Source organism: Azospirillum sp. UENF 111221 (genome assembly GCF_058780625.1).
In genome coordinates this window covers 1485269-1505785 of the sequence record NZ_JBSNCH010000005.1, presented here as the reverse complement: position 1 = coordinate 1505785, position 20517 = coordinate 1485269, and the positions used below count along the sequence as shown (strand labels likewise).

The 20517-nt window shown below is 64.4% G+C and carries 28 protein-coding genes; 23 read left to right on the top strand and 5 right to left on the bottom strand.

The annotated features are described in order from the left end of the window. The first annotated feature begins 28 nt into the window (after positions 1–28). Both ACWPN3_RS21705 and ACWPN3_RS21700 read left to right on the top strand, forming a co-directional pair. Entirely contained in the window at positions 29–1093 is a 1065-nt protein-coding gene (locus ACWPN3_RS21705) for a nucleoid-associated protein (RefSeq protein ID WP_492241142.1), read from the top strand. Next, on the top strand, positions 1059–2429 hold the full coding sequence (locus tag ACWPN3_RS21700) for a hypothetical protein (RefSeq protein ID WP_492241141.1): 1371 nt from the start codon (positions 1059–1061) through the stop codon (positions 2427–2429). The genes ACWPN3_RS21705 and ACWPN3_RS21700 overlap by 35 nt, the downstream gene beginning before the upstream one ends. A gap of 13 nt (positions 2430–2442) precedes the next feature. Here the strand turns inward: ACWPN3_RS21700 and ACWPN3_RS21695 are convergent, their stop codons facing one another. From ACWPN3_RS21695 to ACWPN3_RS21685, 3 genes are all read right to left on the bottom strand, one after another. Continuing rightward, a complete protein-coding gene (locus ACWPN3_RS21695) occupies positions 2443–3570 on the bottom strand; it encodes a tyrosine-type recombinase/integrase (RefSeq protein ID WP_492241140.1) in 1128 nt (375 codons plus the stop codon). After that, complete coding sequence (locus ACWPN3_RS21690; RefSeq protein ID WP_085090270.1) at positions 3506–3820, bottom strand: helix-turn-helix transcriptional regulator; 315 nt, start codon at positions 3818–3820, stop codon at positions 3506–3508. Before ACWPN3_RS21690 ends, ACWPN3_RS21695 begins: the two co-directional genes overlap by 65 nt. A gap of 69 nt (positions 3821–3889) precedes the next feature. After that, positions 3890–4612 carry a hypothetical protein gene (locus ACWPN3_RS21685; protein WP_492241139.1) on the bottom strand — a complete coding sequence of 241 codons (723 nt, stop codon included), beginning with the start codon at positions 4610–4612 and terminating at the stop codon, positions 3890–3892. A gap of 444 nt (positions 4613–5056) precedes the next feature. Between ACWPN3_RS21685 and ACWPN3_RS21680 the strand changes: the two genes are divergently transcribed. The 3 genes from ACWPN3_RS21680 to ACWPN3_RS21670 all read left to right on the top strand — a co-directional run bounded on the left by ACWPN3_RS21680 (position 5057) and on the right by ACWPN3_RS21670 (position 6144). Next, positions 5057–5230, top strand: coding sequence for a hypothetical protein (locus ACWPN3_RS21680; RefSeq protein WP_492241138.1), 174 nt, complete (start codon positions 5057–5059; stop codon positions 5228–5230). A gap of 144 nt (positions 5231–5374) precedes the next feature. Further along, positions 5375–5611 carry a hypothetical protein gene (locus ACWPN3_RS21675; protein WP_492241137.1) on the top strand — a complete coding sequence of 79 codons (237 nt, stop codon included), beginning with the start codon at positions 5375–5377 and terminating at the stop codon, positions 5609–5611. Further along, positions 5608–6144, top strand: a complete 537-nt coding sequence (locus ACWPN3_RS21670) for a hypothetical protein (RefSeq protein WP_492241136.1) — start codon at positions 5608–5610, stop codon at positions 6142–6144. Before ACWPN3_RS21675 ends, ACWPN3_RS21670 begins: the two co-directional genes overlap by 4 nt. Before the next feature lie 197 nt (positions 6145–6341). Here the strand turns inward: ACWPN3_RS21670 and ACWPN3_RS21665 are convergent, their stop codons facing one another. After that, positions 6342–7016, bottom strand: a complete 675-nt coding sequence (locus ACWPN3_RS21665) for an XRE family transcriptional regulator (RefSeq protein ID WP_492241135.1) — start codon at positions 7014–7016, stop codon at positions 6342–6344. A 231-nt stretch (positions 7017–7247) separates the two neighbouring features. Here ACWPN3_RS21665 and ACWPN3_RS21660 point away from each other — a divergent pair, with 231 nt between their 5' ends. From ACWPN3_RS21660 to ACWPN3_RS21610, 11 genes are all read left to right on the top strand, one after another. Then, positions 7248–7391, top strand: a complete 144-nt coding sequence (locus ACWPN3_RS21660; RefSeq protein WP_492261735.1) for a hypothetical protein — start codon at positions 7248–7250, stop codon at positions 7389–7391. Positions 7392–7473: 82 nt separating this feature from the next. After that, the gene (locus tag ACWPN3_RS21655; protein WP_492241134.1) at positions 7474–7659 is read left to right on the top strand and encodes a hypothetical protein; all 186 of its coding nucleotides are present in this window, start codon (positions 7474–7476) and stop codon (positions 7657–7659) included. A 6-nt stretch (positions 7660–7665) separates the two neighbouring features. Further along, a complete protein-coding gene (locus ACWPN3_RS21650) occupies positions 7666–7908 on the top strand; it encodes a hypothetical protein (protein WP_492241133.1) in 243 nt (80 codons plus the stop codon). Positions 7909–8222: 314 nt separating this feature from the next. Next, entirely contained in the window at positions 8223–8774 is a 552-nt protein-coding gene (locus ACWPN3_RS21645) for a hypothetical protein (protein WP_492241132.1), read from the top strand. Beyond that, entirely contained in the window at positions 8771–9712 is a 942-nt protein-coding gene (locus ACWPN3_RS21640) for a hypothetical protein (protein WP_492241131.1), read from the top strand. Before ACWPN3_RS21645 ends, ACWPN3_RS21640 begins: the two co-directional genes overlap by 4 nt. Then, positions 9712–11001 (top strand): DUF2800 domain-containing protein, encoded by a 1290-nt coding sequence (locus ACWPN3_RS21635; protein WP_492241130.1) that lies wholly within the window; start codon positions 9712–9714, stop codon positions 10999–11001. The genes ACWPN3_RS21640 and ACWPN3_RS21635 overlap by 1 nt, the downstream gene beginning before the upstream one ends. 39 nt (positions 11002–11040) lie before the next feature. Then, complete coding sequence (locus ACWPN3_RS21630) at positions 11041–11616, top strand: ssDNA-binding protein (protein WP_492241129.1); 576 nt, start codon at positions 11041–11043, stop codon at positions 11614–11616. A gap of 70 nt (positions 11617–11686) precedes the next feature. Further along, on the top strand, positions 11687–11959 hold the full coding sequence (locus tag ACWPN3_RS21625) for a DUF2312 domain-containing protein (RefSeq protein ID WP_492241128.1): 273 nt from the start codon (positions 11687–11689) through the stop codon (positions 11957–11959). Between the two features lie 26 nt (positions 11960–11985). Then, a complete protein-coding gene (locus ACWPN3_RS21620) occupies positions 11986–12309 on the top strand; it encodes a hypothetical protein (protein ID WP_492241127.1) in 324 nt (107 codons plus the stop codon). Next, positions 12306–12632 carry a hypothetical protein gene (locus ACWPN3_RS21615; protein ID WP_492241126.1) on the top strand — a complete coding sequence of 109 codons (327 nt, stop codon included), beginning with the start codon at positions 12306–12308 and terminating at the stop codon, positions 12630–12632. The genes ACWPN3_RS21620 and ACWPN3_RS21615 overlap by 4 nt, the downstream gene beginning before the upstream one ends. Continuing rightward, positions 12632–13993 (top strand): hypothetical protein, encoded by a 1362-nt coding sequence (locus ACWPN3_RS21610; RefSeq protein ID WP_492241125.1) that lies wholly within the window; start codon positions 12632–12634, stop codon positions 13991–13993. The genes ACWPN3_RS21615 and ACWPN3_RS21610 overlap by 1 nt, the downstream gene beginning before the upstream one ends. Before the next feature lie 53 nt (positions 13994–14046). On the opposite strand, the gene ACWPN3_RS21605 is transcribed toward ACWPN3_RS21610, so the two are convergent. Then, entirely contained in the window at positions 14047–14919 is an 873-nt protein-coding gene (locus ACWPN3_RS21605; protein ID WP_492241124.1) for an HNH endonuclease, read from the bottom strand. 119 nt (positions 14920–15038) lie between these two features. On the opposite strand from ACWPN3_RS21605, the gene ACWPN3_RS21600 reads away from it, so the two are divergent. The 7 genes from ACWPN3_RS21600 to ACWPN3_RS21570 are packed head-to-tail and all read left to right on the top strand — an operon-like array spanning position 15039 to position 20509. After that, the gene (locus ACWPN3_RS21600; protein WP_492241123.1) at positions 15039–16010 is read left to right on the top strand and encodes a DNA-methyltransferase; all 972 of its coding nucleotides are present in this window, start codon (positions 15039–15041) and stop codon (positions 16008–16010) included. Then, positions 16007–16408: a hypothetical protein gene (locus ACWPN3_RS21595; RefSeq protein WP_492241122.1), complete on the top strand. Its 402-nt coding sequence runs from the start codon at positions 16007–16009 to the stop codon at positions 16406–16408. The genes ACWPN3_RS21600 and ACWPN3_RS21595 overlap by 4 nt, the downstream gene beginning before the upstream one ends. Continuing rightward, positions 16405–16617 carry a DUF7220 family protein gene (locus tag ACWPN3_RS21590; protein WP_492241121.1) on the top strand — a complete coding sequence of 71 codons (213 nt, stop codon included), beginning with the start codon at positions 16405–16407 and terminating at the stop codon, positions 16615–16617. The genes ACWPN3_RS21595 and ACWPN3_RS21590 overlap by 4 nt, the downstream gene beginning before the upstream one ends. Further along, the gene (locus ACWPN3_RS21585; RefSeq protein WP_492241120.1) at positions 16617–17135 is read left to right on the top strand and encodes an NUMOD4 motif-containing HNH endonuclease; all 519 of its coding nucleotides are present in this window, start codon (positions 16617–16619) and stop codon (positions 17133–17135) included. Before ACWPN3_RS21590 ends, ACWPN3_RS21585 begins: the two co-directional genes overlap by 1 nt. Next, entirely contained in the window at positions 17128–19239 is a 2112-nt protein-coding gene (locus ACWPN3_RS21580; RefSeq protein WP_492241119.1) for a DNA polymerase, read from the top strand. The genes ACWPN3_RS21585 and ACWPN3_RS21580 overlap by 8 nt, the downstream gene beginning before the upstream one ends. Further along, positions 19236–20150, top strand: coding sequence for a hypothetical protein (locus tag ACWPN3_RS21575; RefSeq protein ID WP_492241118.1), 915 nt, complete (start codon positions 19236–19238; stop codon positions 20148–20150). The genes ACWPN3_RS21580 and ACWPN3_RS21575 overlap by 4 nt, the downstream gene beginning before the upstream one ends. Further along, complete coding sequence (locus ACWPN3_RS21570; RefSeq protein ID WP_492241117.1) at positions 20147–20509, top strand: HNH endonuclease; 363 nt, start codon at positions 20147–20149, stop codon at positions 20507–20509. The genes ACWPN3_RS21575 and ACWPN3_RS21570 overlap by 4 nt, the downstream gene beginning before the upstream one ends. Positions 20510–20517: the final 8 nt, after the last annotated feature.

The following is a 20517-nucleotide window of genomic DNA, read 5'->3' as shown; positions in this document are numbered from 1 at the left end:
CGCCGTCTAATCTTGTTGCGGAGTTGCTATGTCGGTCGCTGACGTTGTCGATACTGATACCATTATTATTGAGCGAATGATCTTCCATATTGTCGGGGCTCAGCTAGCTGCGGCGGATTTGCTCGAAGAAATCGTCGACGTGACTCCGTATGAAGATTTTTTCGCTGAACGATTGAAGTCGGCCTTTCGAGGAGCGGCTTACCGCTTCAAAGTCGCATCAACGATGCGTGACAAGGTGAAGGAGGCTCTGGATTCAGCTGATAGGTTTGTTCCAGTTTCTCATGTATTGGCAGCGCGTTTCCAAGAGCTGTACCTGATCGATAAGAGGCTCTCGCCTGGGGCCGTCATGTTTTTTCTGTTTCGGCGTGGTGATGATCGCTTCGCTGCAGTTTTGAAGTTTGATGACACACGTGTCATCGCTTACCGTACAGAAGTTCGTGCGGGTAGGAAGCATGCTGTGCTTCAGGATCTGATGAATACGTTCGTCCAAGAGCGTGCTGCAATGCAAAAGTCGGCCGTTATCAAGATTGAAGAAGAAGGCGGCCAGCTTCTTTGCACTGACCGTAGCGGGCATCATGGGGATCTAACTGACCGCTTCCGCGATTTCTTGGATGCGCGGCGCGAGATGACCCATGCAGATATGACGAAGCGGCTTTTTGATGCCATCATGAATACGGGGCGCGCATGTGCGGATGAACTTCCGAGGGAGGTCCGTAGCCAGCTTCGCGGACGTGCACGCCAAGCCCTAGAGCGCATGGGGGGTTACAATCCTGAGCAACGAGCAGAACTCGTGCATGCGGTGTTCGGCGCCCTTGACGAAGACTCAAAAGTTCATGAAAAGTTCTCTTCTGCGCTTAAGGCGGCCAAAATCCGTGATGAGCCTATCCGCTTTGACACCGCCAATCTCCCTGTTGGAGCTAGGCGCATTAAGGAGACGACTGAGGGCGTGATGGTGGTCTATAAGCTAGAGGACGTGGAGTCTGGCGTCGTTCGGTTTACCGATGCGCCAGGAGGTCGGAAGCAGATTGTAATCGAAACGGACGGCTTTTTGCTCGACGATGACCTGGACGATAAAACTCGCATCCGCCGTTAAGCGCCTAGCAGCCGAGAGCGGAACCTTAAACGAGACAGCGGAAGCGCTTGTCGCTAGCGGTCGCCTCACGGCTTTAGACCAACTGCAGGAACTGGTGAGCTTGGCAGCGGATGCTGCCAAGTATAATGTTCTGTTGACCGTAAAGGATGGGATAAACGAAGATTTCGACGTTGCAAATTCATCTGAGGAATTAATACTAGGACAAGAAGTCCGCATACGGGTATCCAAAGGAATTGGGAGTCTTATTAGATTTTTTACGTTCGAAGGGTTTTGTAACGGCCTTACATCTCCGGATGTTATGCGGGGTGCAAGGCGGATACTGATTGCAGAAGAATTTTCGCCATTCCGTTCATTATCCTGTGATGTGCAGCCTTGGGATGAAGAGGCGAATGAGCTCGGTATCCCTGTTGGCGCTACAAGCGCAACAGAGATTGATCCGAGGAAAATCGTTCGCGATTTGACGGGAAATTCTCTGCCACCTCTTATCGATTTTTGGCTTCTGGCTCATAAGCCAGAAGCAGGCTCACGAATATTCGAAGCGTGGATGGATGCGTCAGCAAATGCCCTCATCGCTCTGCCCGCTGCCGAGATTTGGCCTGACGGAAGCGAATGTAAGGTCACGTTGGCTGGCCCTCGAAAGCGGACGCTGCGTTTCAATGCAAAAGCAATCAAGCCGCATTCTATCCACGCGGCTTTAACAGATGCAGTCCGATGGGTTTGTGATGTTCCTCGCGAAGCAGAGGTCAGGCACACACTGTTGGTTAAGCGACTGGCCACCGAGTGGCCGGCCGACGATCCATCCTGGGAAGAGGGACTCCCTCGTGTTCTCGGCGTTGCACTTGATGGTGCAAAGGCTGATTACAAAGCCCATCTCCATGAAAAAACAGCTGAAACACTCAAGGCTCTTGGTGACCTTAGAAAAGCGCTCAATGAAGAGACCGCAAAGGTTGTCGAGAGAACCCAGGGCTTAACTGCAGCATTGTTCCGTGACCTTGCATTAGCGATTGGAGCACTTTCCGTTCGTATGCTTGCATTAGCAGGCGATGGCAAGGCTCTGTCAGGGACTCGCTATGTTGTCTTGGCAATGGCGATCTGGATGATCGTCAGCTTATTATTGAGCTTGAAAACAAACCGCCGGTTCCTGCGTTTGCAGTCTCGCATGCGTGCATCTTGGCATCGTCGTATTCACGCAGTTCTCTCTAGCAGAGATTTCAATGCGTTGGCTCGTCGGCCACTGAAAGAAGCAACAAAGGCATATCGTGAGACAGCGCAATGGGTTGGTTTGATTTATCTAATTATTGCGTTTGCACTTGCCACCATTGGAATTGTGGTATAGTTCCGCAGTTGACCTACCTCGCCAAAGTGATCACATTCTGATCCCCTGGCTCATCAACGGCCCGCGCCAGCTTCCCAAACGCTCCCAGCGCCAGCTTCCTCGTCCGGGCCTGATAATCGCGCAGGCTGGTCTCTGACCGGCCTGCATGCCCGGAGATCGAGGACACCTCGGCATCGGTGCAGCCGGCCTCATAGAGCCGCGTGATCGCCGTGCCGCGCAGGTCGTGCCAGTGCAGGTCCACATCCTCGCCCAGGACCGCGTCGCGCAGCTTGCGCCATTGGTAATCGACGTTGCCGGGCTCCAGCGCCCGGTATCCCCGCTCGCCGTCCCAGGGCAGCAGCGCACCGCCACAGTCGGGCAGGTCGAGCAGCTCGTCCATCAGCTCCTGGAGCGGGGGCAGGGCGAACACCGGGATCCAGACCTGGGCGCCGGTCGTCTTCCGTGTCTTCGTCGGGATGACGTGCAGCCAGCCGTCGCGGTAGTGGTCGCGCCGGATGCTGCACATGTCCCGCTGACGCACCGCGGTCAGCAGGGCGAACCGCATCGCCCGCGCCAGATGGGGCGGGGCGGCGGCCAGGAGGGCGGCCTCCTGCTCGCCGGTCAGGATGATGTCCTTGCGGGTGCCGTGGCTGGTCAGGCGCTTGATGCGGGATGCGTGGTTCACATCGACCATGCCGCGGTCGTAGGCGAACTGGAGCATCAGCGACATGAGCCCGGTGATCTTGTCGGCCTTCGCCGGTGTGGCGGCCAGCTCATCGCGCCAGCGGTAGAAGTCCTCCCGCACGCGCCGACGGCTGAGGTCGGTCAGGGTCTGGAACTCGAACCGGTCGATGATCTCGCCGATCATGCGGTCGCGGTCCTGGCGCGTCTTCGGCACCAGGGCGAGGTATTCGGGGCTCTGCTGGTAGGCGTGGCCAATGACCTTCCAAGCGGACTCGGGCTTCTTGGCCTTCGCGCGGCGCGGCCGGCCGGCGCGGCGCGCTCGGCGGAGGCTGGCCTCGAACTCGGCGGTGCCGGGCTCTCCCTCCAGCTTCTGGTTGGTCGCGCGGTCGTAGTGGTAGACGCGGACGGAGCCGTCAGCGAGCGTGCGCCTGACGCTGTTTATGCCTTTTGGCTTCGTGGGCTTCGCGCCGCCGGTCATAATCGTCGTCCTCCGCTTCCTGCATCTTCGACGCGAAGGGACCGGAGTCAACAGCCCGGTCGATTGCAACCCGATCCCAGGTGATCCGGCCTTCCCGGGCGCCGCGTCGGACGCCCGGTGGCCAGATGCCGGCGTTCACCTCCTCGTCGAAGGTGGTCGTCGACACCCCGAGGTAGGCGGCAGCCTGCTCACGGCTGAGGAAGCGCGGCCAGAAGGGCAGGGCGGCCATGTCATCGAGTCGCGCGACCATGCTGGTACCGATCCTCCGGGTGGGTGTCGTGCCGGTTTCCAGTGCCGGCATGGGACAAGGTGGGTAGTGTCAACCGGCGTCGACCGGCGGCGAGAGTGCCTGCCCGACGACCCGGCCGATGATCATGGCGTGCTCGGTCGTCATGTGGCCGTCGTGCCCGATGCCCAGCCCGACGAAGCCCACCCAGCCGAGCCGGTGGTACCGGACGAAGTGATGGATCGGCGCATCCTCCAGCAGGGTGTGGAGAGCGAGCGTGCCGTTCAGGAGCCGCACGGCCACCTGTTCGCCCTTCCGGTAGCAGGGCGGCGTCATGTCGATCAGCTGGCCCTGGACGACGGCATAGCCCTCGCGCAGGCCCACCAGCCCGGCCGGCGGTGCGGCGGCGATCTTCGGCGCGTCCCTGGTCGATCCCTCGACGCGGAGCCGGTATTCGTTTGGGGCCTTCTGGTGCGGCCCCTTCCGGCGCCAGAGCAGCTTGCGGTCGACCAGGGCGTTCACGACGGTGCTGATGGTCGAGTAGCGGACACCGCTGCCGGTGGCGACATCCGACAGCGCAATCGGCGTCCACGACTCGGCCGACAGCCGGGGCTCCAGATAGGCCCAGACCTGACGCGCCTTCTCCGGTAGGTCCACCGAGAGGCCGGGCGGCTGGTCGTGGTGGGCGGCGTCGTTGGCGGCCTGGGCAATCTCGCCGGTCAGCAGGCCGCGCCGGTAGGCCATGAAGACCTCGATCACCTCCTTGCGGACCTGTGCGGCCTGGGGCGTCCGGGACAGCATGCAGATGACCAGCACCTGACCCTCGTTGAGCCAGTACTCCTTACCGGGCCGGCCACGCGATGGCGCAACCAATGATTTTGTTGCCGCCGACATCAAAATCTCGCCGTGCATCTCTAGCTCATTGCGATTGGCGGCGATGAGCGTTCGCACCGATCTCAGTTGAGCCATTCCCAGCCGCTCCGCGACTCGAAGGTCCAAGATGCGGAGCTCATCGTTGGCGAAGGGCTTGATGTCCGTAGGTGTCAGAGAGAGGGCGGCAGCCATGGCAGGCTACTCCTTGATTATGATGTTGCAGAAGCGCATGCTATCACGAGATTTGCTATATTCAATATCAGGAAGGCTATGCAGATAACAATTCCCGTTTGCCCGGTAGCATCGCTCGCCCTCATACCCCGTTCCATGATCACGGGTCGTCAAATCCGAGGTGCATGCGGACTGCTGGGTTGGAACCTTAAGCAGTTGGCTGAGAAGTCCGGCGTCAGTTGGGCCACGGTTCAGCGTATGCAGATGGAAAATGGAATACCGGGGCAAAGCGCACAAAAAGTTGCAGCAGTTGAGGCTGCACTGGTCGCCGCCGGTATTGAATTCATCGAGGACGATGGCGTGAAGCTACGTCGGCCATCGGCGCAATAAGCGGGTCTGGAACAACCGCTCCGATATCCCATGCGCCTGATGCATCGCATTCCATTCGGTTTTAAGTGCGACACGGTATGCCTAGGATGACAGGTCAATTGACGTGTCGAACTTATTTGTCGTACAAGGCGGAGCAAGCCCGCAGTGAATGCGCGCACCAACAACTCTGTCTGGCACGCCCCAATGGACCAAGCCAAGGTCGACGAGTTCAAGGCCCTCCTCTCCGGCAAGGGCCTGCGAGACGTTTCTCGTTGGACGCTTCCGAACGACGACGTACCGTTCAACGAGGACGATGCCCTCGCTGACTTCATGGACGGTCTGGATGCCGCTTTCGACGCCAACACCGCTGTTATCTCCAATATCGGTGCCGCGAAAAAGTGATTGCGATTCCGGATGGAGAAGATGATCTCAGCGTTCCCAACAACGACGCTGAGGAGCTGGAGCGGACGGCTCGTCGTTGCGCGTTCTTTTCGGACGCCTTCGAGGGGTATAATTCGCGCCTCAAGAAATTCGGCATCGACAGTGCCACGATGAGCGCTGTGTTGCTGGGAAATTGTGTAGAAAGCTATTTTCTCGATATCCGCCGCCTCAAGACATTTCACGGCATGGAGCGAGCGGATCGGTTCAAGATTGCCAGCTATTCCCTGAAATGGCTGAGCAAAATCAAGCCTATTCAAATCGGTCCCCTGGGGCATTTGCCGCCTGACGCTCAAAAGCGCGGCCTTTTGGTGAATGCGGACTTCGGGTTGATTTGCGCGATGTTGATTGCAAAAATTGATAACGCCAAGGTTGAGCCTCGCCTCCGCTCCGGGATGCTCTACTCCGCGCATTATCGCGAAATCGAAGCCGGTAACATGGCTTTGCATATGTGGACCTTGGCTCAGGCTTACCCCCGCACGCCTAAAAAGGCCTGAGCGCAACTCACTAAGCACTGCCCCCGCATTCTTAATAACCCCGCCCGCCATCCGGCCGGCGGGTTTTTGCGTTTTGGCCTGTCCAAACAAAGAGCGCCTCCCCGGTTGACCGGCGGGCTTGATGCCCAACCGCAGGGAGACGCTATGCCGAGGTGGTGTTTTCAGTCCAGAGCTTTCTAAATCCAATCCGGTATGGATTATGGCTCCTGCAGCCCGACGACGGTATGGACGGTGTCGAGGTCTTCCTCGGCCACGGTGAACTCGCGTGCCTCCGGTTGGTACTCCCGCAGGACCACGCCCTCTGGCGACCGCCGGACGAACTCCTTGATCAGTATGGCTTGGTTCCGCTTCACGACGATGACGCCGGCACCGCAGGCCGGGGGCTTGTAGGGGTTGATGTGGAGGATTTGAGCCGGCCGGAAACGGGGCATCATCGATTCGCCGACCACATACATGCCGTACGGATCGCGGGCGTTCTTCAGGTAATCCGGCTTCTTCACCCAGTCGATGGGGCCGTCCTCCAGGAACATCTCCTGATCGACACCGCCGCGCGCAGCAGCGCGAACGGGCATGCTTTCGTGCGGGTTGTTGGGAAGGACCATGGGGGTAGGCTGCATGGCGCCTGCATTCCGCAGGGCGCCTCCAGCGCTCTTGAGCTCTGATCCCGGTAAAGGGGGCTCTAAGAGGTCCAGCCCTAAGAGCACCGTGGGCTCGACGCCCAGCGGCTTCGCGAGTTTCACGGCCCAGTCGACGGTCATCTTCCGCTGACCGGCTTCCAGCTTGTTGATCTGCGGCTGCGAGGTCCCGGCCAGTTCTGCCAGCTTCTCTTGGCTCAACCCGGCGGCCTGCCGCAATTCGCGCAATGTGCTCATGCTTGAACGATACCGTCCTGGTATTAGAAAGTCCACATCGGTTTGCACATTACGCTTGCCGGTATATTCTGAATTGGTGTAATCCAATTCGTTATGACGCTGGACCAATGGTTAGCCCTCGCTCGGCACACGGAAACGTCCTTCGCGGCCTTAATCGGTGCGACCCAGGCAGCGGTCAACCGGTACAGGCGCGGTAAGCGCATCCCTCAGCCTGACGTGATGGCCAGGATCGTGAAGGAGACCGGAGGTCTCGTCACGCCGAACGACTTCTACGGCTGCACCATGGAGGTCAACGCCCACGGCTCCCCGGGGCCGCCGAAGCCATCCCGCAAGCGTGGGCGCCCGCCCAGCCCGGCGGACCAAGCGGCACTGTAAGCGCCATCCCTTTTGCTCCCGACAATTCGAACACCAACCTATGCGCCGGCCGATCTGGCGCGAACGCCAGAGGTTTGCCCACATGCCCCGAACCGTTGCCCGTTCCGATGCCGAGATTGACGACCTGCTGAACCGCTGCTCCGCGCTGTTCGACGCTGGCGGCGACGGAAGCCTCCAAGCCGCTGCGATTTCCAACGCCTTCGAGTGGCTATACGGCGACATGGACCTCGACCCGCTCGCGTGCTTCCCCGAGCCGGAGGAGGACTGATCCGCCATGGACGACCACATCCTCCGTCCCATGGGTGCCGCAACCCTGCGCATCGAGCCCGACACCCAGCCCGGCCGGCTGATCGCCTCCATCACCGACGAGCGGGACTACTGCCTGACGCGCCACAGTGTCACCTCTGACGTAGCCGGCGCCTTGGCGATGGAGGCGATGGGTCAGCACTACCTGAGCGCCCGCTCGGGCGAGTTGTGGCTCTGTCACCGCGCCAATCAGCTTTCCCGCGCCACCTGAGTTTCGCGGCCAGCCCGCGTCCGAGGCCCGCGCCCTCCATCCATCCGGGCGTGTGGCGTTTCCTCCCAGACCTCTCGCCGCCGGGCGGCCCCCAAAGCCCGGCGGCACCTATTCCCAGCCCCTTACCCAGCGATGGGTGGGGCCTTAAGGCGTTGCGGACACCCGGCGCAACTGGGCTACCCCGCCGGCAAGCCGCTCTCCGATATCGCGCGGCGCCCCTCCGGGAGCCCGACGCCAATGGCCGAGTTTTTCCTCCTGCTCCTTCTGTACGTCGTGCTGCTCGGCATCGGCGTCGCGCTGGGCTGGTAGCCGCCATGTCCCTTCTCTTCACCATCGATCCGGGCCTGGACGGCGCCGTGACCAAGCTGCGCCACCGGGGCGGCCTGATCGTCGATTTGCGCATCTTCGACATGCCGACGGTCGAACGCCCGGTCGGCAAGGGCAAGGCGCGCACCGTCCGCCGCGAACTGGATTACGCCGGGCTGCGCGAGCTGCTGCTGCCCGATCCCTGCGAGGCGGTCGACGCCGTGCTGGAGGAGGTCGGCCCGATGCCGTCGGACGGCGCGGTTGGAGCCTTCAAGTTCGGCACCTGCTATGGCGGCATCCGAGGCGTCCTGGCTGGGCTGCACATCCCAGTCACCCTGGTTCGGCCGAACGAATGGAAGCGGGCGCTCCGCGTCCCGGCGGACAAGACCGCAGCCCGCGCCAGGGCATCCGAACTGCTCCCGGCCTATGCGGGCAATTGGCCCCTGAAGAAGCACGACGGCCGGGCAGAGTCCGCACTGCTTGGCCTCTGGGGGCTGCGCTTCCTGTCCGGCCAGTCGCCCATCGACCCGGACGCTGATCTGGAGGCGATGCTGGCATGAACAACAAGGCCCGCCTGGACAAGCAGCGGCGCGACGACCGCGCGCTCGCCCGGATCGCCAAAGAGCACCGGGCGCGTGAACTCGCCGAGCTGCAAGCCGACCCGGCCGGCCGGAACCTGATGGCCCTTCTGGACGAGTTGCGCGCCGCGCCGCTCGACCGCTGGGCACCGATCGTCACGAAACAGCCCTGGCTGTTCGCACAGCCTCCCGAATTCCGGACCACGGCGGTTCGGCTCCTGGATGACCTCTGGTGCGACCTGCTGGCCGCCACCGGAGGCGACCCGATGAACGAACCGGCCCCGTGGGACGAACCGAGCGCCTTTCAGCGCATCCGCTGGGCGCTCTCCACCCCGCAGGCCGCTCCCCGGCCTGCACCCACCACCGCAAAGGCGAGACCAAAAATCATGCTGACGATGACGCTCAACGGCCCCGAAGACGTGCCGGTGCTCCGCTCCACCCTGACCGCCCTGCACGGCGCGCTCTGCGGCACCACGGCCCTGACGGCGCCGGCCGCTGTGGACGACGACGCCGACGGTCAGGCGGGCGAGCCCACCCGCCGGAAGCGCCGGACGAAGGCCGAGATCGAGGCGGACAACGCGGCTGCCGCCGCCGCTGCCCAGCAGGCCGCCCCGTCCACCGCCACCCCGGCCACCCCGGCCGTCCCGACGCCCGCGGCTCCGGAAGAGGAAGACCCGCTGGCGATGCTGGACGACGGCCCCGCGCCCACCCCGGCCGCTCCCGCCAATCCCTGGGATGTCTGCTTCACGAAGACCTACAGCCGCGACGAGGTGAACACGGCCCTGCGTGGCTGGGCGACCAAGGCCGGCGGCGCGGCGACCCGCAACCTGCTGAACCACCTGGGCGCCCAGAACTCCAGTTCCATCGCGCCGGAGAAGTTCTCCGAGTGCATGGCCGTCATCATGGGCAAGCCGATCTGATGACCGCCGTGGTGCATGCCGAGCGCGCACATGCGTCGCTCGGCGCATCCGGGGCTTATCGCTGGATGGCGTGCCCCGGATCCGTCGCCCTGACGGCCAATCTGCCCAATCCCACAAGCCAGTATGCCGCCGAGGGCACCGCCGCACACGAAGCGCTGGAACTCTGTCTGTCCGGCAAGCACGACGCCGTCGAGATGATCGGCCGGCGGTTCGGTAAGTGCGAGGCGTTCCCGGACGGCTTCGAGGTGGACGAGGAGATGGCGGAGGCCGTTCAGGTCGCCATCGACTGGGTGCAGCAGGTGATGGAGCCCGGCGACGTCCTTTTCCTGGAACGCAAGTTCGACCTGACGCCACTGGCGCACACCCGGCCGGCCCTGGCCGCGGCGGGCGTGGCGATGTTCGGCACCTGCGACATCCTGATCTGGAAGCCGGCGCTCGGCTGGCTCTACGTCGCCGATTACAAGCACGGCAAGGGCGTGCCGGTGGACGTCGTGGGCAATCCGCAGCTCCGCTATTACGCCCTTGGCGCGCTGGAGGCCATGGCGGCTGAAGGGGCGTATCCGTCCCGCGCCGTCCTCTACGTCATCCAGCCGCGGGCGTTCCACCGCTCCGGCCCGGTGCGGTCGGACGATATCGACGTGCTCGATCTGGTGGACTGGTCGGACAGCCTCATGTCCGCCGCCACCGAGACGACGGTGGAGGCCCCGCGCCTCGCGGCCGGCGACCACTGCAAGTTCTGCACGGGCGCGCATCTCTGCCCCGAGCTGGACCGGCACAGCCGTGCGCTCGCCGTCGCCGAGTTCGATCCGGTGCCCGCTCCGGACGAGGTGTTCACGCCGCCGGATCCGTCCACGCTGACCCCGGAGCAGTTGGCCCATGTGCTGGACCGTGCCGAGATCGTCGAGACGTGGATCAAGGCGGTTCGGGCACACGCCTTCCGCCTCCTCGACAGTGGCGCAGCGGTGCCCGGCTACAAGCTGGTGCAGGGCACCGGTCGCCGGAAGTGGGCCGACGACATCGAGGCCGCCATCGTCCTGTCCGAACTGGGCGTTGCCGATGACGACTATGCGCCCCGCAAGATCGTCACGCCCGCCCAGGCCGAGAAGGTGCTTGGCGCCGTGCTGAAGCAGCAGGGCGTCAAGGGGTTCGCCAAAGAAGCCAAGACCAAGCTCTGGGGCCTGACCGTCACCCTGCCCGCCGGCGCCACGCTGGCGCGCGATGAGGACCCGCGCCCGGTGCTGGCTGGCGCCACCGGCGCCGCGGCCGAGTTCGACGCCATCCCCGACTGATTTCCACCACCACCCCTAAGAGACCAAAGGACCAAAGACATGGCCGAATCCAAGTCGCGTCTCCTCACCCCCAAGGCCCGCCTGCTGTGGGCGGCCGATCTGTTCACCGCCCAGGCCAACGACGCCGGCAAGATGATGTTCGGCTGCACGCTCGTGTTCGATGAGGCCGCGCAGCAGACGCCCGAGTTCAAGGCGATCCTCCTGGCCTACAAGGAAGTGCGGGACGCCACCCTGGCGAAAGAGAAAGGGGCGGACCCGGCGGACTACCGGAACCCCTTCAATAAGGGCGACAAGAAGGCGTCCAAGTTTGCCGGCTACGCGCCGGGCAGCATCTATCTGAACGTCAAGACGAAGTTCAAGCCGCAGGTGATCGGTCGCCGCAAGGAAGACCTGACCGAAGAGGACTGTTACTCCGGCTGCTACGTCCGGGCGACGCTGGAACGCCCGTATTTCTACGAAAACAAGGGCAACAAGGGGTTCAGCTTCGGGCTGGGCAATGTCCAGAAGATCGCGGACGGCGACCGGCTGGGCGGCGGTGCGTCGGCCGAGGACGAGTTCGACGCCGTGGATAGCGGCGGCACCACCGGCGACGACCTCGACGACCTGCTCGCCTGATTTGGGCTCGCTGCCGGGGTGCGTTGCGCCCCGGCGGCCCGCGCCACCCGATAACCCGTGAGGACCCGCAATGAGCGGCATCGGACACAACAGCGACGTCGGCGGCATCGCCCGTGACCGCCTGAAATCCTTCGTCGAGCGCATCGAGCGTCTTGAGGAAGAGAAGCGCGGCCTGCAGGAGGACATCAAGGAAATCTACGCGGAGGCGAAGGGCACCGGCTTCGACACCAAGATCATTCGCATGGTCATCCGCCGACGCAAGATGGACAAGGCGGACCGCCAGGAACAGGACACGATCCTGGAACTCTACGAGGACGCCCTCCTCGACGAACTGCTGGCCTGAGGCGCGCGATGGCCGCGGCGCGCACCTTGTCCCCAGCGAGCGAACTGGCGTTGGCCGCTGGGCTCTATGTCGGGAAGCCTTTCCCCGATCCGGTCACCGCGGCTGGCCGGCTGCGCCGCGCCCTTGAGGCGCTGGACGGCTGCCCGTTGGGCGAGGGGCTGGGCGCTCTGCGTGACGCCGCGGCCCGCCACCTTACCGGCCAAGCCGAAACGCCCACGGCGCTGGATGACGCGCTCCGCGCCTACTGCGCCGCGCGCACCTCAGCCCGCCATCGCGAACAGCCGCCTATGCGCCGCTCCCTCGGCGGCGCGACGCACGCCCACCACTCCGCCCCGGAGGACGAGCTGTGACCCTAGACAATGACCTCCTGGACCTGTGGCTGCTAGCCGGCTTGGTTGGCGGTCTGGACGAACCGACCGCCAAGCAGTTGATCGAGGAGTTGCAGGAACTTCGCGTCGAGGCGGAAGCCGCCGCAGCCGACACGCGGACGAAGATCGCCAAGGACATGTCCCTCCCGCTCGACCGTCACGACCGCGCGGTAAAGCGGCTGGAAGAGCTTCGCGACGATCTGGCTGCCCGCATGTCCGACTTCAACGAAGAGATCACCGCCGCGCTGACCGAGATCGGCGAGGCCGGTGACGAACTCCACACGATCAAAGAGGCGGACGTTTGATGGACGCCTATGCCGAATTCCTCCGCCGGAAGGCCATCATCGACCCGCCGACCGGCCTGACCGAGATCCCGGACCTGCCCGACTGCCTGTTCCCGCACCAGCGCGACATCGTGCGGTGGGCGCTCCGCCGCGGGCGTGCCGCTCTGTTCGCCGGCACCGGCCTGGGCAAGTCGCTCATGGAGCTGACCTGGGCGCACGCCGTCCACCGCGCCACCGGGCGCGACGTCCTGCTGTTCGCCCCGCTGGCCGTGGCTGCGCAGATGGTCCGCGAAGCCGAGAAGTTCGGCATCCCGGCCGCGCAGGTCGCGCACCAGATCGACGTTGCGCCCGGCGTAAGCGTCACGAACTACCAGAAGATCGAACACTTCGATCTGAGCTATTTCGGCGGCGTGGTGCTGGACGAGAGCAGCATCCTCAAGAGCTTCTCCGGCTACTTCCGGAACGCGCTGATCGAGGCGTGCGCGGGCATTCCCTACCGGCTGGCCGCCTCGGCGACGCCGGCCCCGAACGACTTCATGGAACTGGGCAACCATGCCGAGTTCCTGGGCGTGATGAGCTACACGTCCATGCTCGCCACCTTCTTCGTTCACGACGGCGGCGACACTTCGAAATGGCGGCTCAAGGGCCACGCCGAATCGGAGTTCTGGCGCTGGATGTGCTCTTGGGCCGTCATGCTGCGCAAGCCGTCCGACCTGGGTTACCCCGACGGGGCGTACAAGCTGCCGCCCCTGCACCAGCTGCTCCACGCGGTGGAGACCGGCGGCGCCCCGGCCCGGACGCTGCGCGAGCGGCTGGCCGCCCGCCGCGGCACGCTGGAGGCCCGCGTTGCCCGCGCCGCCGCCATCACCCCGACCGACCGGCCTTTCGTATGGTGGTGCAACCTGAACGACGAGAGCGCGGCCCTGGCGGCATCCATCCCCGGCGCCGTCGAGATCCGGGGTGGTGAGCCCGAGGATGTGAAGGAGCGCAAGCTGGTCGACTTCAGCGAAGGCCGGATCCGGACGCTGATCACCAAGCCGTCGATCTGTGGGTTCGGCATGAACTGGCAGCACTGCGCCGATACCGGCTTCGTCGGGCTGAACGACAGCTTCGAGCAGCTCTATCAGGCCATCCGCCGCTTCTGGCGTTTCGGCCAAACCCGGCCGGTCACCGTCAACTTGGTCGCCGCCGACGTCGAGGGCGCGGTGCTGGAGAACCTCCAGCGCAAGGAGGCCGCCGCCGACCGGATGGCCGAGATGATGGTGGCGCACATGGCCAATCTCTCCTCCGACCTCGTGCGTGCCACCTCGCGCGACCGGGGCGACTACAACCCCACCCTGCCGCTCCGGCTCCCGGACTGGCTGACCAATGAGGCTGCGTGATGACCTCGCCCTTTACCGGCACGGCGCTGCCGACGATGCGTTCGGTGGCCGACTTAGGCCATGGCCCTTTGACGTCGCTGCCTGCGCGGGTGCGCCGGAGCTTGTCCCGCATAGATTTGGCTGATCTGCCTGGCCAGTGCGTCGTTCATCTCCTTGCCTCCGGCGCCGTGATGAATATGCGTATGGCAGGTCGGACAGATTCCAGCCATATGCCTCGGATCATCGGGCCCGCCATCGCTTACCCGACGAATGTGATGCGGCTCCAAATATGGGCCGCCACCTCTACGCTGGAATGGCGCGGGCTGCCCACAGCATTCGCATACGCCGGCGGCTCGCCTCAGCACGTACCGTTTGACAACCGCGCTGCGTTGGTAGATGCGCCGTGGAGCGCCTTCTATTGGACCTGCATTGCCAGTGTCCGCCGCAGCGAATGCACGCCGCCGCAGTTCTTCAAGGTCCAAATCAAGATCGTCTTGATCGGCCACTTCTTCAATGTCGTTGAACGCTTCAATCGGGACGAGCCGAAATACGATCGCTGTGCGCATATTGAGCAAGCGATCTGGGGCTTGCTCTTCAGTAGCGCCGGCACAAAAGAACTGTCCAACGAAACGCAATCCGCCGGCACGGGGCTGTTTCTCGAAGAGCAACAGGTCTTTCCCATTCCGGAGATGATCGCGGATCGCCTTGTTGCCTTTTGTGAATCGCATCGGCCCAACTTGGCCTTCACCGAAGTAACGGAAGATCTGGCGGTCCTCTGTCCACCCGTCCGCATACCCGTGCTGCACTCCGCTTTCGCCGGTGATTGCGAAGATCACCGGCTGTCCGGCGGGTGTGATGATACCACCTTGCTCCTGCCCACGGTACGGGCCGTGGATATCTCGCTGACGGTTGTAAATTCGATCGCGAACGAAATCCCCGAAGGTCATCTGGCAAACCTATGCGTTGGTTTGCGCGATCGTATTTCCGCGACCTTGGCGTGTCATCCCGAAACCGACCGGTCTGGACCCTCCGTCCAGCGGCATCGCGCGGCGGGGGGCTCGGCGCGATGATCAACGCCATCAACCAGCACGTCACCGATCGGTATGCCCTCTACCACGGCGACGCCTGCGAGCTGATCCGGGCCATCCCGGACAACAGCATCCATTTTGGGGTGCATAGCCCCCCGTTTGAAGGGCTCTACAAGTTCAGCAACTCGGACCGGGACATCAGCAACGGCGAGGGCGAGGTGTTCTGGCAGCACTATGGCTTCCTGATCGGGGAGTTGCTGCGCGTCACCGTGCCCGGCCGGCTGCACAGCGTCCACGTTATGCAGCTGCCGACCACCAAGTTCCGCGATGGCTTCATCGGCATGCGCGATTTCCGCGGCGACGTCGTGCGCACCTATCAGGCCGCCGGATGGATCATGCATTCCGAGGTCTGCATCTGGAAGGACCCGGTCACCGCCCAGCAACGGACGAAGTCCATCCGCCTGCTGCACAAGCAGGTCTGCAAGGACAGCACGATCAGCGGCCAGGGCCTCGCCGATTACGTCGTCACCTTCCGCAAGCCCGGCGACAACCCGGAACCGGTTGCCGATCAGTTCGACGCCTACATCGGCGAAGGGCTGGACGTGAGCTATGCCGCCTACCAGCGGGAAGCCGCCGTGCGCGCCGCCAAGGGGCAGGCGCAATGGCCCTTCGAACAGTGGCGCTCCATCCTGGTCTGGCAGCGCTACGCCTCGCCCGTCTGGATGGACATCAAGGCCACCCGGACCCTGCAATACCGGGGCGGGCGGGACGAGAAGGACGAGCAGCACATCTCGCCCCTGCAACTCGACGTCATCGAGCGCTGCATCGACCTGTGGAGCAATTCCGGAGACACGGTGCTGACGCCCTTCGCCGGCATCGGCTCGGAGGTCTGGTGCGCCGTGAACATGGGGCGCCGCGGCATCGGGTTCGAGCTGAAGGAAAGCTATTACCGCCAAGCCCTGAAGAACCTGGGCGAACTCGACGCCGAACTGGAGGCGCTGCTGTCATGACGATCCTGGATGCCGCCCTGGCCGCCGTGCGCACCGCGCCGGCCGGCTCCCTGAAACTCAGCCGCACCGTGGCCTACGCGCTGGGCGACGGCGACTCAGTCAGCCGCAGAGCCTTCGAGCTTTACGGCTCGGCGATGCACCCGGAAGGCCAGCCCAAAAAAGGACCGGTCTGGCTGCCGCCGCAATACACCGAGGCGCTTGGCACGGCCGGCAAGCCGCTTCCCGAGGGCTGGAGCCTGTGGAGCGGCATGAGCCGCAGCGGCCCCTTTGCCGTCGCCTCCCACCCCGAACATGGCGAGCTGCGTGAAGTCGCAGCCACTGAAACCCTCGCCCGTCTGGCCGCCGCCCTGCGCGCCCGGATTGAGGCCGCTGCCGACCTGGAGGCCCTTCTGTCATGACCGGCCAAACCCGCATCATGTCGCTGCTGGAGGCCTCTGCGAACACCATGTCGGGCTTCGCCCTGTCCTGGGTTGCGGGGCTTTTCGTCTATCCGCTGTTTGGCGCCTCTTTCACGGCGGCGCAGAACACCGGGATCTCGCTGATCTACACCGCGATCAGCCTGGGCCGGTCCTACTGCTGGCGCCGCCTCTTCAACAGGGGGCGCTGATGCCGACCCGCGAAACTTGGCGCCCGGTGCCGGGCTTCGAAGGGCTGTACGACGTCAGCGACCTCGGGCGCGTGCGCTCGCGAGATCGCGTGTACATGCAGATCTCACGCAATGGGAATCTGCACGAGCACTCGATGCGCGGCCGGTTGCTGCGCCCCGGCCCTCTCGGGTCACTCGGGCACCTGTGCGTCGTGCTGGGGCGGGGTAACACTCGGACCGTCCACTCGCTGGCGCTCGAAGCCTTCGTCGGCCCGCGCCCCGCGGGGCAAGACATTCTCCACATAAACGGAGACGCGGGGGATAACGCTCTGGTTAACTTGAGATACGCTTCGCGCTCCGAGAACAATGTCGACATAAGCCGGCACGACCGGAGAAAGCTGAAGATTTCTCAAATCAAAGACATAAGGCGGAACAACACCGGGCGACACTACGACGCCGAGGTGCTGGCTGCTCTACACGGATGCTGCGCATCTCAGATTTGGAACATCTGGACAGGGAGGCATTGGCGCCATGTCTAGAGTTTTGCATTTGGACTTCGAGACAAAAAGCACCGTCGACCTGCGGAAGGCGGGCGTCTACCGCTATGCCCAGGACCCGACGACGGATGTCTGGTGCGCCTGCTTCGCCGTCGACGAAGCCCCGGTGCAGGTCTGGACGCCCGGCCAGCCGGTCCCGGACGCCTGGGTGCGGGCCTGCGATGAAGGTTGGGAGGTTCACGCCCACAACGCGCAGTTCGAGCGCGTTGTGGTCAACTACCTGCTTGCCCGCCGCTATGGCTGGCCGGCCCCGCGCCTGGAGCAGTGGCACTGCACGGCGGCTCTCGCAGCAGCCATGGCCGTGCCCCGGTCCCTGGAAGAGGCGCTCCGCGTCATGGGCGTGGCCGTCCAGAAGGACATGGAGGGCTATCGGCTGATGATGCAGATGGCCCGGCCGCGCAAGCCGACGAAGGATCATCCCGGCCTGCGCTGGTGGGACGAGCCGGCGAAGATCGAGCGGCTGATCGCCTACTGCAAGGTGGACGTGGATGGCGAGCGCGCCCTTGGCGCCCGTCTGCGCAAGCTGTCGCCGGCGGAGCGCGCCGTCTACCTGCATGACCAGCTGATCAACGACCGCGGCATCAAGCTGGACATCGGGCTCGTCAACGCCGCGCGCGAGTTGACCACCAACGCCCAGGCCATGCTGAACAAGGAGTTGGAGGAGGTCACGCGCGGGTGGGTGGCCGCCGCCACCAAGGCGAAGGACCTGACCGCTTGGCTGGCCGCCGAGGGCATCGAGGCGGACAGCGTCGCGAAGCCGGCCGTGCGGGCGATGCTGGCCGATCCGGACACGCCGAAGGTGGTCCGCCGTGCCCTGGAAATCCGCCAGGAGGCCGCGAAGTCCAGCACGGCCAAGCTGACCGCCATGCTGGCCGCAGTGTGCGCGGACGAGCGGGTGCGCGGCCTGCTGCTCTATCACGGGGCCGGTACCGGCCGCTGGGCGGGCAAGCTGGTGCAGCCGCAGAACTTCCCGCGCGCGTCCGCCAAGGACGACGTGATCGCCTTCATCCTGGAATGTGCCGACGCTGCGCTGGTGTCGATGCTGCTGGGCGCGCCGCTCGCCATCGTCGCGTCCCTGCTGCGCCCGTGCCTGATCGCCGCCGACGGGCACGACCTGCTCGCCGCCGACTATTCGAACATCGAGGGCCGGGTGACGGCATGGTTCGCGGGCGAGACCTGGAAGATCCAGGCCTTCCGCGACTATGACACGATCATCGGCACCACCCCGGACGGCAAGCCGGAGCGCAAGGGGCTGGACCTCTACGTGCTGGCCTACGCCCGCTCGTTCAGCCTGGACCCGTCTGAGGTGGACGACCAAAAGCGCCAGATCGGCAAGGTCATGGAGCTGTCCATGGGCTTCCAGGGCGGCGTCGGGGCCTTCCAGAACATGGCGGCCAACTATGGCGTGAAGGTCCCGGACGAAGAGGCCGACCGGCTGAAGCGCGCATGGCGCGAGGCGCACCCCGCCGTCGTGCAGATGTGGCGCGATCTTGAGGAAGCGGCGCTGGACGCCGTGCGTCGGCCGGGCGAGGTGGTCAAATGCCTGCGTGGCCGCATCGCCTTCCGGGTGAAAGGCGGCTTCCTGTGGATGGTCCTGCCGTCCGGGCGACCGCTGGCCTACGCCTCGCCCAAGGCCGAATTGGCCGAGATGCCTTGGGACGACGAGAAATGGGAGCCATGCGCCGATGAAGCGACGGCCATCCTGGATCACGGCGACGCGCTGATCGAATTCGACCCGGTGCGCCGGCGGGCTTTGGTGCGCCGCCCGGCCATGAAGGAGGCGGTGACTTTCTGGGGCGTGGACAGCAAGACCCGGAAGTGGAGCAAGCAGAAGGGCTACGGTGGGCTGTGGACCGAGAACGCCGTCCAGGCCACCGCCCGCGACATCATGACCAACGGCATGGCGGGCGCCGAGCGCGCTGGCTACCCCGTGGTGCTGACCGTCCATGACGAAGTGGTGACCGAGCCCCCGGAGGGGCACGGCTCCGTCGACGAATTCCAGAACATCATGTGCGACCTGCCGGCCTGGGCTGCGGGGCTTCCCGTCGCGGCGGCCGGCTGGCGCGGAAAGCGGTATCGGAAATGAAGCGCATCGCCATGTTCAGCGGTGGCGTTGGGAGTTGGGCGGCTGCTCGGCGCGATGCCGATGAGCATGGCGCCGCCGACCTGACGCTCCTGTTCACCGACGTGATTTGCGAGAGCGGCGACCTGTACCGCTTCCTGATCGAAGGTGCGTGCAACATCTTCGACCAGCAGCCCCCGGCGGACCTGCTGGCTTGGTGGCGCACGGTCCCGGAATACCACGAGGATCCAGCCGCCCGCGCCCAGGCGCTCGCCGCGCTCCGGACGGAGATGCGCGCCGTCCTGCCGCAACTGGTCTGGCTGGCTGACGGGCGGAGCCCTTGGCAGGTCTTCGAGGAAGAGCGCTTTCTCGGCAACAGCCGCCGCGATCCATGCAGCCGCATCCTGAAGCGGGAACTGGCGGATCGCTGGCTTCGGGACAATTGCGCGCCGGAGGACACCTTGGTCCTGGTGGGCATCGATTGGACCGAGGAGCACCGTTACGTTCGGCTCAGCGGGCTCCGCGCGCTGGAAGGGTGGTGGTACGAAGCGCCCATGTGCGATGCGCCCTTCTACATGAAAGACGCCATGTTCGCGCTTCTTGCGCTCGCAGGCATCGCCCCTCCGGTCCTCTACGGGCAGGGCTTCGCGCATAACAACTGCGGCGGCTTTTGCGTGAAAGCAGGCATCGGCCATTTCGTTCTTCTGCTCCGGGCCATCCCGTCCCTCTACGCATTTTGCGAACGCGAGGAGCAGCGGATCATCCGGCTTATCGGAAAGCCGGTCGGGATTCTGACTGACCGGCGAGGTGGCAAGCGCGTGCCCATGACCTTGCGCCATCTCCGCGAGCGGGTCGAGGCCGGGGAGAAGTTCGACCGGTTTGACCTCGGGGGGTGCGGTTGCTTCTCGGGCGTCGAGGAGCTTGAGCCAACATGACCCGCCTGTATGCCGCTCATCTCCAGTGGCATCCGGGCATCCGTTGCCACTACTGCGGCGCCGTCCTGGGCAAGCCGGGCCGGAACCTGCCGCACAGCTTCAGCCGCGATCACATCGTTCCGCGCAGCCGGGGAGGCTCGAACAGCGCAAGCAACCTCGTGCCATCCTGCCGCGCCTGCAACCTGGATAAGGGGAACATGCTGGTCGAAGAGTGGCGGCGCGCCCGCGCTCTGCGCCAGTTCCCCAGGTTCACCCCCGAACAGACGCAATGGCTGGAAGCCCTTGGTTTCCAGTTTCCCAAGCCCACTCCCGTCTTCTTCTGGTTCGAGCGGGACACCCTCGAATACATGCTGTCCTGAGAGGCGCA

Excerpts from the sequence above, each read along its gene's own strand:
- ACWPN3_RS21575 (WP_492241118.1), top strand. The coding sequence starts at position 19,236 with ATGAAGCGCATCGCCATGTTCAGCGGTGGCGTTGGGAGTTGGGCGGCT.
- ACWPN3_RS21700 (WP_492241141.1), top strand. The coding sequence starts at position 1,059 with ATGACCTGGACGATAAAACTCGCATCCGCCGTTAAGCGCCTAGCAGCC.
- ACWPN3_RS21690 (WP_085090270.1), bottom strand. The coding sequence starts at position 3,820 with ATGGTCGCGCGACTCGATGACATGGCCGCCCTGCCCTTCTGGCCGCGC.
- ACWPN3_RS21640 (WP_492241131.1), top strand. The coding sequence starts at position 8,771 with ATGAACAACAAGGCCCGCCTGGACAAGCAGCGGCGCGACGACCGCGCG.
- ACWPN3_RS21570 (WP_492241117.1), top strand. The coding sequence starts at position 20,147 with ATGACCCGCCTGTATGCCGCTCATCTCCAGTGGCATCCGGGCATCCGT.
- ACWPN3_RS21650 (WP_492241133.1), top strand. The coding sequence starts at position 7,666 with ATGGACGACCACATCCTCCGTCCCATGGGTGCCGCAACCCTGCGCATC.
- ACWPN3_RS21605 (WP_492241124.1), bottom strand. The coding sequence starts at position 14,919 with ATGACCTTCGGGGATTTCGTTCGCGATCGAATTTACAACCGTCAGCGA.
- ACWPN3_RS21645 (WP_492241132.1), top strand. The coding sequence starts at position 8,223 with ATGTCCCTTCTCTTCACCATCGATCCGGGCCTGGACGGCGCCGTGACC.
- ACWPN3_RS21655 (WP_492241134.1), top strand. The coding sequence starts at position 7,474 with ATGCCCCGAACCGTTGCCCGTTCCGATGCCGAGATTGACGACCTGCTG.
- ACWPN3_RS21590 (WP_492241121.1), top strand. The coding sequence starts at position 16,405 with ATGACCGGCCAAACCCGCATCATGTCGCTGCTGGAGGCCTCTGCGAAC.
- ACWPN3_RS21665 (WP_492241135.1), bottom strand. The coding sequence starts at position 7,016 with ATGAGCACATTGCGCGAATTGCGGCAGGCCGCCGGGTTGAGCCAAGAG.
- ACWPN3_RS21635 (WP_492241130.1), top strand. The coding sequence starts at position 9,712 with ATGACCGCCGTGGTGCATGCCGAGCGCGCACATGCGTCGCTCGGCGCA.
- ACWPN3_RS21580 (WP_492241119.1), top strand. The coding sequence starts at position 17,128 with ATGTCTAGAGTTTTGCATTTGGACTTCGAGACAAAAAGCACCGTCGAC.
- ACWPN3_RS21630 (WP_492241129.1), top strand. The coding sequence starts at position 11,041 with ATGGCCGAATCCAAGTCGCGTCTCCTCACCCCCAAGGCCCGCCTGCTG.
- ACWPN3_RS21595 (WP_492241122.1), top strand. The coding sequence starts at position 16,007 with ATGACGATCCTGGATGCCGCCCTGGCCGCCGTGCGCACCGCGCCGGCC.
- ACWPN3_RS21585 (WP_492241120.1), top strand. The coding sequence starts at position 16,617 with ATGCCGACCCGCGAAACTTGGCGCCCGGTGCCGGGCTTCGAAGGGCTG.
- ACWPN3_RS21705 (WP_492241142.1), top strand. The coding sequence starts at position 29 with ATGTCGGTCGCTGACGTTGTCGATACTGATACCATTATTATTGAGCGA.
- ACWPN3_RS21625 (WP_492241128.1), top strand. The coding sequence starts at position 11,687 with ATGAGCGGCATCGGACACAACAGCGACGTCGGCGGCATCGCCCGTGAC.
- ACWPN3_RS21610 (WP_492241125.1), top strand. The coding sequence starts at position 12,632 with ATGGACGCCTATGCCGAATTCCTCCGCCGGAAGGCCATCATCGACCCG.
- ACWPN3_RS21695 (WP_492241140.1), bottom strand. The coding sequence starts at position 3,570 with ATGACCGGCGGCGCGAAGCCCACGAAGCCAAAAGGCATAAACAGCGTC.
- ACWPN3_RS21600 (WP_492241123.1), top strand. The coding sequence starts at position 15,039 with ATGATCAACGCCATCAACCAGCACGTCACCGATCGGTATGCCCTCTAC.